The 7,828-nt window shown below is 60.2% G+C and carries 7 protein-coding genes; 3 read left to right on the plus strand and 4 right to left on the minus strand.

From position 1 onward, the window contains the following. The first annotated feature begins 1 nt into the window (after position 1). Positions 2-1,843, plus strand: coding sequence for an ABC transporter permease subunit (locus tag VGG64_21610; protein HEY1602214.1), 1,842 nt, complete (start codon positions 2-4; stop codon positions 1,841-1,843). 161 nt (positions 1,844-2,004) lie between these two features. On the opposite strand, the gene VGG64_21615 is transcribed toward VGG64_21610, so the two are convergent. Together VGG64_21615 and mch are read right to left on the minus strand one after the other, a co-directional pair. Next, positions 2,005-2,895: a RimK family alpha-L-glutamate ligase gene (locus tag VGG64_21615; protein ID HEY1602215.1), complete on the minus strand. Its 891-nt coding sequence runs from the start codon at positions 2,893-2,895 to the stop codon at positions 2,005-2,007. A 14-nt stretch (positions 2,896-2,909) separates the two neighbouring features. After that, a complete protein-coding gene (mch, locus tag VGG64_21620; GenBank protein HEY1602216.1) occupies positions 2,910-3,848 on the minus strand; it encodes a methenyltetrahydromethanopterin cyclohydrolase in 939 nt (312 codons plus the stop codon). Between the two features lie 205 nt (positions 3,849-4,053). On the opposite strand from mch, the gene VGG64_21625 reads away from it, so the two are divergent. Beyond that, on the plus strand, positions 4,054-4,713 hold the full coding sequence (locus VGG64_21625) for a metal-dependent transcriptional regulator (protein ID HEY1602217.1): 660 nt from the start codon (positions 4,054-4,056) through the stop codon (positions 4,711-4,713). 170 nt (positions 4,714-4,883) lie between these two features. After that, positions 4,884-5,984: a hypothetical protein gene (locus VGG64_21630; GenBank protein HEY1602218.1), complete on the plus strand. Its 1,101-nt coding sequence runs from the start codon at positions 4,884-4,886 to the stop codon at positions 5,982-5,984. Between the two features lie 478 nt (positions 5,985-6,462). Here VGG64_21630 and VGG64_21635 read toward each other — a convergent pair whose 3' ends face one another. After that, positions 6,463-6,669 (minus strand): hypothetical protein, encoded by a 207-nt coding sequence (locus VGG64_21635; protein ID HEY1602219.1) that lies wholly within the window; start codon positions 6,667-6,669, stop codon positions 6,463-6,465. 429 nt (positions 6,670-7,098) lie between these two features. Next, positions 7,099-7,828 (minus strand): hypothetical protein (locus tag VGG64_21640; protein ID HEY1602220.1); only part of this gene is annotated, 730 nt, incomplete at its 5' end.

Genomic DNA, 7,828 nt, shown 5'->3' on the forward strand with positions numbered 1-7,828 from the left:
GATGCTGGGGCCCGTATTTTGGATGGAATTGCGCACCCGCTCGCGGCGGCGCCGTTTGTTTGTGGCGCGGACATTGGGCACGATCGGCCTCTCGCTCGTCCTGACAATCGTGTATTTCAACTTTCGATGGGATACGGCAGCGCGGCCGACCCGACCCGTGCGCACGTCCTCTGGGCAAATTGTTTACCAGTACGTGGCCCCCGAGCCGATTGGGCCCGATGGCCGTCAGAGCATCCGACAGCTGGCGCAACTCGGCGCCCAGATGTTTTGTACCTATGCAATCTGCCAGTTTTTCCTGCTGCTGGTCATCACGCCTGTCTATTGCGCGGGTTGCATTGCAGGCGATCGCGAGCGGCGCGTGCTGGAAATGGTATTTCTCAGCCGGCTGTCGAACATCGAGCTCATTACAGGCAAATTCCTGGTCCGCCTGATGGAACTGGGGATGTTGGGCCTGACGGGCTTGCCCTCGCTATTTCTTTGTCTGTTGTTGGGAGGCGTTTCCTGGTCGGGATTGCTTACCGTGGGTCTGCTAACCCTGGTGATGATTGCGTTTGCGGCTGCTGTCGCCTTGTTGGTTTCGATCGTGGCGGCACGCGTTCTGTCGGCGGTCGTGCTGACGTACATGGTGCTGTTGATCGTGTGGGCCGGGCTCCCCACGGTCGTGATCATGCGATACATAGGCAGCCCTGTACCGACGACGGGATCGACATTCCTGGCCATTGCCTTGAATCCGGCGATGGGCATCGCCACGGCGAGCCTCCCGCAGTTTGGCGCTGCGGGCGTCGGCAATCCTTGGTTCGAATCGTACAAATATTGCATCGGCGTGTACGGCGTCGGAACGATTGGTTTGCTGCTCTTGTCCCTGCTGGTTGTGAGGCGCCTGGGACTATGGGCGTCGCGCGAGCGAGTTCCGCGCGGAACCCGGCGCGAGCTCAAGAAGGTGGCCCGCCGCGTATGGGACAACCCCGTTGCCTGGCGCGAGGTAAAGACGATCGCCGTTCATCGACGAATGCGCTGGGCACGTATCTTCGCGCTAATCTTACTCGTGCTTGTCAGCACGCCGGTGTGGGTCTTGTACCTGGCAGATCTGATCGAGCGTGGGCAGCCAATGACGCATGATATTCATCAATACACCATGGTGATCGCCTGTACGGCCGTGATTGCCTGGCTATTGATGGTCTTGCAGGGGAGCATGAGCTATGCCTTCGAGCGGGATCGAAGCACGCTCGACGCCCTGCTGACCACGCCGCTGTCGGGCCGACAAATCGTGCTGGGCAAACTAGCGGGGATCGTGCGCAGTTCGGCCTTTGCGCTGGGTGCCCCATTGTTCTTTATTGCGCTTGCAGTGTCGCATGGCGTAACGTCGTGGAGGGGAGCTCTGCTGGGAGTTGTGATCGTATTTGTGGGGGCGATGCTGGCAGCGTCCTGGGGATTGTGCTGTTCGATCTCGACGACGACAAGCGTCAAAGCGGCGACCTACGCATTCCTTGCCGCGCTGCTACTCTACATTGGAGTTCCGATGCTCTTAGGATCGGAATTGATCCTCAGTCATCGATTTCGTCGTGAGCTGATCCCTGCGACTTTGGTCAGCCCTACGCTGAACCTGGATTACGCCGTGTTTGAAAATCCCGATCACACTTCCCCGGAGCGTTACTCGGGCCACTGGCTATTCAAGGATTGGGATGAACGGGTGTTCTTGGCTTACATGTACGTTTCGCTGACGGCTGCCCTGAGCGTGGCATTCGCGTTGGTGAGCATGCAGCGAATCGACCGCTGGCATCGCGTGGGGCCGCGTGCGGCACCACCACCTGCTTCGCTCGTCTCGCCGGGAAGCACTACCTGAGAAAAGATTCCGACCAGCAGTTTTTGGAAATATCCGTGGGCCTGCTGGCCTGAACGCTGACATCGAGAGATTTGCTTGAATAGTTGCACGTGACATTTAGCGACGGGATTGAACGGCGGATGAAACCATTAACTAAGTCGAAATCGTCGTCGCGCCTGCCGCTAGCATGACCTGCGTTTGGCGGTGGTCATCGTGGCTACCAGGTCGAGCACCAGGCTAGCAACGTCGGCCGTCGATACTGTGGACAATGCCTGCCAGCCTGGCACGGCGTTGACTTCAATCAGGAAGAACTCCCCGTTACGGCCTGGCAGCACGTCGACGCCGGCCAACGGCGCACCAATGACCTCGGCCGCCCGGCGGGCCAATTCGACGAGTGACGAATCGGGCGAAAAAGCCTCGGCCATAGCGCCGCGGCTAATATTGGTGCGCCAATCGTGCGGGTTGCGGCGGCGCATGCCGAGGACGTGTTCACCAATCACCAGCAAGCGCAAATCGAATCCTTCGTGCTCGATGAACTCCTGCAAGTACAGCACGGCGCCGAGCCCTTCGAGCATGCGAAAGGCTCGCTCGGCCAGTGCGGCGTCAGTGAGCCTGGTGATGCCGCGCCCTTCGGAACCAAACAACGGCTTCAAAACGACGTCGCTGCCTAATTCTGCAAATCCGGCCAACGCGTCTTCGGCGGTTTGGCATACGACGGTCCGAGGCACGCGCAAGCCGGCCGCGGCAAGACGTGCCGTCGCCAGGTATTTGTCGACGGCGGCCTCGATCGCCCGGGGAGGGTTCACAATCGCGACGCCCTCGGCTTCCAGCCGACCGAGGACATCCATGCGAAACACGACCTGCTCGAGCGAACCGGGCGGCATTGTGCGCACGATCAGGGCGTCGACCTTCGTCAGGTCCAATCCGCTAGACGAACATCGCTGTCCATTGGGCTCGGCAGCGACGACCAGTTGCCGGAACGTAGCTGAAGAGATTTGGTGTCGATCGCCGGCGGCGCGCGTCAGATCGCGCAGATACCAACTTGTCGGGGACCCCAACACCACGAAGTGCATTACGCGCTGTCCGCTTATGTGGTGAACGACTGTTGAATAACTTCCGGCAGAAGGGTGCCGAAGCGATGCGTGCGGCCCGAGTCGAGATTTATCAACGTCACCACGGCGGGGCTGAACAGATGGCGATCCACGCGGTAGAAATCTCGTTCATAGCGCTCGAAGATTGCGCGAAAAGGTTGGCCGTGATCCTCCGACGAGTTGCTGGGAATGCGCGGGCCGATGGCGATCAGATCTTCGTCGCTTCCGCGCACCCACAACGTGACTTCGGCCCCGTACAGAATGGAGTCATTTGTACGGCCGATCGCCGCTAGATCATCGACAGCCACAGGAGGAAGTGGTGCGACCCCGAAACCGCTTTCGATACGCGTCAAATCGAAACCGATTTCGTGCAGTTTGTGCAGGGCCGTCTCGATCGACCGCGCGACGATTTGCAAACCGCCAGCCTGACTTGCCGTGGGTGCCACCAGCAGCGTCAGCCGGTCGGGTGAGACCTGGCAGGCGGCTGCGAGATAGGCAATCACCTCGGGCGAGGGCATCTTACGCGTTTCCAATACGCCCACCGCGTCGAGCGTTGTTTCGCGGTGCCCAAGGCGCGCAAAAAGTTCCTCTTTGCCAGCGGCGGCACGCATCGGGCCGGAGCCCATTGCGAAGAAATTGCCTTCGGCAATCTGCCAGCCGGCGTATTGGCTGGCCATGCAAGCGGCAATCGGATGATCGGTCGCAACCGAGATGGCCGGGCCAGGCCACACGCTCGACGTCGGTTCGATCCCAATGCGTCCCAGCCCAGCCATGCAGACGTCGGCCACCGCCAGACCGGCCTCGAGCCCGCCGCGCGACTGGATGCCGGCATCGATCACTGTTGCCTCGCCCACGTGCGAGACATTGACCCGCAGCCGCTCGGCGTCGGCGATGAGACGTTGACAGAGGCTCGCGGCGCGCTGGTTGAGATTCATAGGGCAATCGAAATCTACGGACTGACCGTGTACCGGCAAGTGCTATGGGGTTGTATGATCCCGTTTTGTCACACGCCCGACAATGGGCCTCGGCGTCGAGCATTTGCTTGCTGGCGCCAACGTGGGCTAGAATTTCGTAACTTGAGCGGCCGCCGGACGTCTTCGCGCGGCGTACAACATCGCGCGGCAACTGGAGCGAAATTGCTTGGCTAGCCTGACAGTAGAAAACTACCTGAAGACTATTTACCAAATCTGCGTCGGGCAGGAAGGTAAATCCGCCGCCACAGGCCAGCTGGCAGCAGCGCTGGCCGTCTCGCCGGGGACGGTGACCAGCATGCTCAAAACGCTGAGCGATAGCGAACTGGCCACCTACACACCCTACGAAGGCGCGCGTTTAACCGCGGCGGGCAACTCATTAGCGCTGCGGATATTGCGCCGCCACCGGCTCATCGAGTTGTTCCTTACCAAAACCTTGGATCTTACCTGGGACGAGGTACACGAAGAGGCCGAAAACATGGAGCACGCCGTCAGCGATCTGCTCGTGGACCGCATCGACGCGTTTCTTGGCTATCCGCCCGTCGATCCACACGGCGATCCGATTCCACGGGCCGATGGTTCACTGGTCGACGAGGCTCGCCGACCGCTGGCAGAATGCGAAGTGGGGGTCGAGTTTCGCCTGGCGCGCGTAATCGATCAATCGCCTGAGTTCCTGCGATATCTGAGCGAGGCTGGGTTGCCGTTAGGCGCAGTCGGCCGCGTGACAGCCAACCGCGCCGAGGCGGGCATCGTGACGGTCAACGTCGCCGGCCAGGACACAACACTAGGCCGGCAAGCGGCGGAGAAGATCCTCGTTGCGGCAGGCTAGTGGGCTGCTCGGCGCACTGCCGCGACTAATCCTGGGACGCGAAAGCGTAACGCGTTGCTATCGCTGATTTTTTTCGGCACTTGGCGGCGAGCAAATGGCATCGGACGGCGCCCATCGCACGGCCGGCATCTCTTATTCGTATCTAACTTTCGTAATCAGGGAGGTTGGAGTTGAGAACTAAGAATGCGCGTTATTTGAAATGGCGATCGACCGCACCAGCCATCGCGATTATGGCGTCGCTGGCATACGCGGCACCGGCCATGGGGTTCGGCGTTGAGCCAACAGCCGAGAAGTCTGCGGATTGGCCCGAGGGAGCCCGCGTCGCTGGACGCGTGGTCGATCATCAAGGCATTCCTATCGCGAACGCCGAGGTCTTACTGCTGGGCGAGGAACGCATCTTTGTCGACGGCGAGAATCTGTCTTGGTTTGTGCTGACGACCGCAAACGGCCGGCCGCCGAAGCCGCTGTCGACACGGACGACCGTCAAGGGAGAGTTCCTTATCGATCGAGAGAAAGGGCCAGCAAATCGGCTGGCTGTGATCGCCGAGAGTCCGATACTGTGGGTAGTCTCGCGGTCGAGCCTACCGCAACTAGACAACATCGAGATCAAATTGCCGCCGCCCGGCAATCTCGCCATAAATTGCGATTTGCCCGGTAAGCCGGCCGAACAAGGGGTCATGATCGAGCTTCGCTCGTTCGACGGCATCGTTTGGAACACCGACGCGGTCCGCTTTCATTTTTCAAACTGCCTAATAAAGAATCCTGGCGAGACCATGTTCGAAGGACTGCCGCCAGGCCGATACGCCGTTCAGCGCAATCAGATGCTGGAAACGGGCGAGCGGACGATGCTGATTAATCTGTCAGATCGGCAGTTGGTGACGGTTGAATCCAACAAGCGTGCTACGGTCCGCTTTTCACGCGAAGCGGGAAGACCGATGTCGGGCAAAGTGCGCGGGTTGGAGGACTTGAAGCTGGGCCATGCGCACGTGACGATCAATTACTTTGGGCCCGAGGAAGAACCCGGGCGCGACGGAAAACGCCTGCGGTACGGCACCGTGTTCGAGGCCATTCCCATTAATGCGGATGGCGCCTTCACAACCGATCCGATTCCTCCGGGTGACTATTGGATCGATTTGTTTGCCGTTCGCGCCAAGGCTGCCAAGGAGACGGACGGCCGCTCAGATTTTTCGGCCCAGAAGCGATTCACAGTTCCAGACAATGGCGAGATGACCGTCCTTGAATTAGTCGCCAAGCCGGAATCAGGGCGCTGACTTTCTTGCGATAAAAGTTACAAGCATCCATGCTCGCAATCGCGATACTGCGCAACGTGCGGCCGGTCTGCGACGATTGCACAATGCGCGAGCCGCCGCCGAGGTCTGGTTATAGTGCGCAGACCGTCGGCGGCGCGTGCGTGGCAGCGCGACAATCGCCATGCGATTCAGTTAGATCACTTCATGGTACGCGCGCCGGCCGGCGTGCCGTATGCCGTTGGCACAAAACCTTAGCATTGACCGATGTTGGGTACGCAGATACCGGCGCAACCCGCGCCAAATGGCAAGCAGGCACCCACGCAGCACTTGCCCGCTCCGCAGCAGTCAGACGGCGCGATCCCTGCGGAGGGGGTGACATCTGGCTTGACAGCGATGCGGGCGACGGGAGCAGATTGAGTAGGAAGGTTCATCGAATAGTCCTTTTTGAAATAAGGGATAGTGCTGGGCATTCTCGCCACCGCGCCGGAGAGCCAGGCAATTAGTGACAACAATTCGCCCCAGCAGCCGCCACGCAGGCGATGCAACCGGGAATATTGCCGGTCAGGCATAGTGGCAAGCACTGGGGCGCGTGCAATAGCAGACAACCAACGTCGCAGCCAGATGGCACCAAACCAGATTTGGCCGGGGCACCTGGGCGGGCGATATCCCGTCGCTGCATCGTCGCCTGCTGATTGGGAAGTCTCATGACGGTCACTCCTGGGTTGGTGAAATGCGGCAGAGGGCCCCTTACGCCACGACGGCGATCGGCCGTGCCACGAAGTCGTCATTTACACACACCGAGCAAAGCCGCTCGGACAATCGCATTGTTGATTTAGCGCGCAACATTTATCACTGTGTTGGCAGCGGCACAGCCGGGCGTTGGTCGGGCAATCCTGCTGTGGCGCGATTTGCGAGGCTACCGCTGAACGTTGCGGCCCGTACGGATTTCCCCGCGACTCACCCGCGTAAACGGTCGGCAGCTTCATGGCGAACTTCTCCTTTCCAACGATAGAACTGGCACCGCTGAGTGTCGGGTCGGTCTTGTGGCCTAGAGTCCTTGGTGGTTTCAGGGCAGTTATCTATCTTGGCCGCGCACCATCGCACTTGCGCTCCGCAACCCTCGCGGCGCAAGGTACTAACGCACGAAGAAGATGCGGCGATCCGCCAGCGCCACAGGGATGACGTCGCTTACGTCGATCGGGATCATATGCATATGCCGCGCTTCCTCGAGTTGTTTGCGGGGATTGTAAAACGTCAGCCGTACGTCCCAGCAATCGGATTCAGGCCGGCAGACGGCACTCCGTTGGACGACGATCGTGTCTAGCTGGTAGCCCTGCGACAGTTCGGATTGGATCGAGTCGCCGAATAACAGCGCCACGGTACCGGCATAGTTCAGGGCGCGTTCTTGCGACGTGATTCCCAGGTTGCGGAATTCGTAATACACGCGATCGAGGAAGTTCGCTATTTCAGCGCGGGGATTGACTCCCGCGATTCCGGATAATGCTTCAATCACGGTCTCGGTCAACGCGCCAGTGGTCCAATTCAGCAGGCCGCGCGGATCGGGCTGAATCACCGGCACGACCTGGCCAGAGAATAAACGCACTTTGCCCGCGATGAGGCCCGGCACCGCCAGTCGCTCGGCGCCCTGTCCCCCCTCCACGCCGATCGGCTGTTGCTCCTTGAGGAATTGCCGCAGCAGCTGATACACGTCTCGCGCGAATGGCCCCACGGGGTGAATTGCATAAATCGCGGTGGCGTCGAAGTTCAACGTCCAGATGACCGCTTCAGCCGCTTCAGGATGGCCGACTCGCGCCACTGGATCTTCGGTTGCCGGACTGCCTTGAAAGAACGCCTCGAGATCGCTC

The organism is Pirellulales bacterium (genome assembly GCA_036490175.1).
GTDB lineage: Bacteria > Planctomycetota > Planctomycetia > Pirellulales > JACPPG01 > JACPPG01.

Excerpts from the sequence above, each read along its gene's own strand:
- VGG64_21610 (HEY1602214.1), top strand. The coding sequence starts at position 2 with ATGCTGGGGCCCGTATTTTGGATGGAATTGCGCACCCGCTCGCGGCGG.
- VGG64_21615 (HEY1602215.1), bottom strand. The coding sequence starts at position 2,895 with ATGCACTTCGTGGTGTTGGGGTCCCCGACAAGTTGGTATCTGCGCGAT.
- mch (HEY1602216.1), bottom strand. The coding sequence starts at position 3,848 with ATGAATCTCAACCAGCGCGCCGCGAGCCTCTGTCAACGTCTCATCGCC.
- VGG64_21635 (HEY1602219.1), bottom strand. The coding sequence starts at position 6,669 with ATGAGACTTCCCAATCAGCAGGCGACGATGCAGCGACGGGATATCGCC.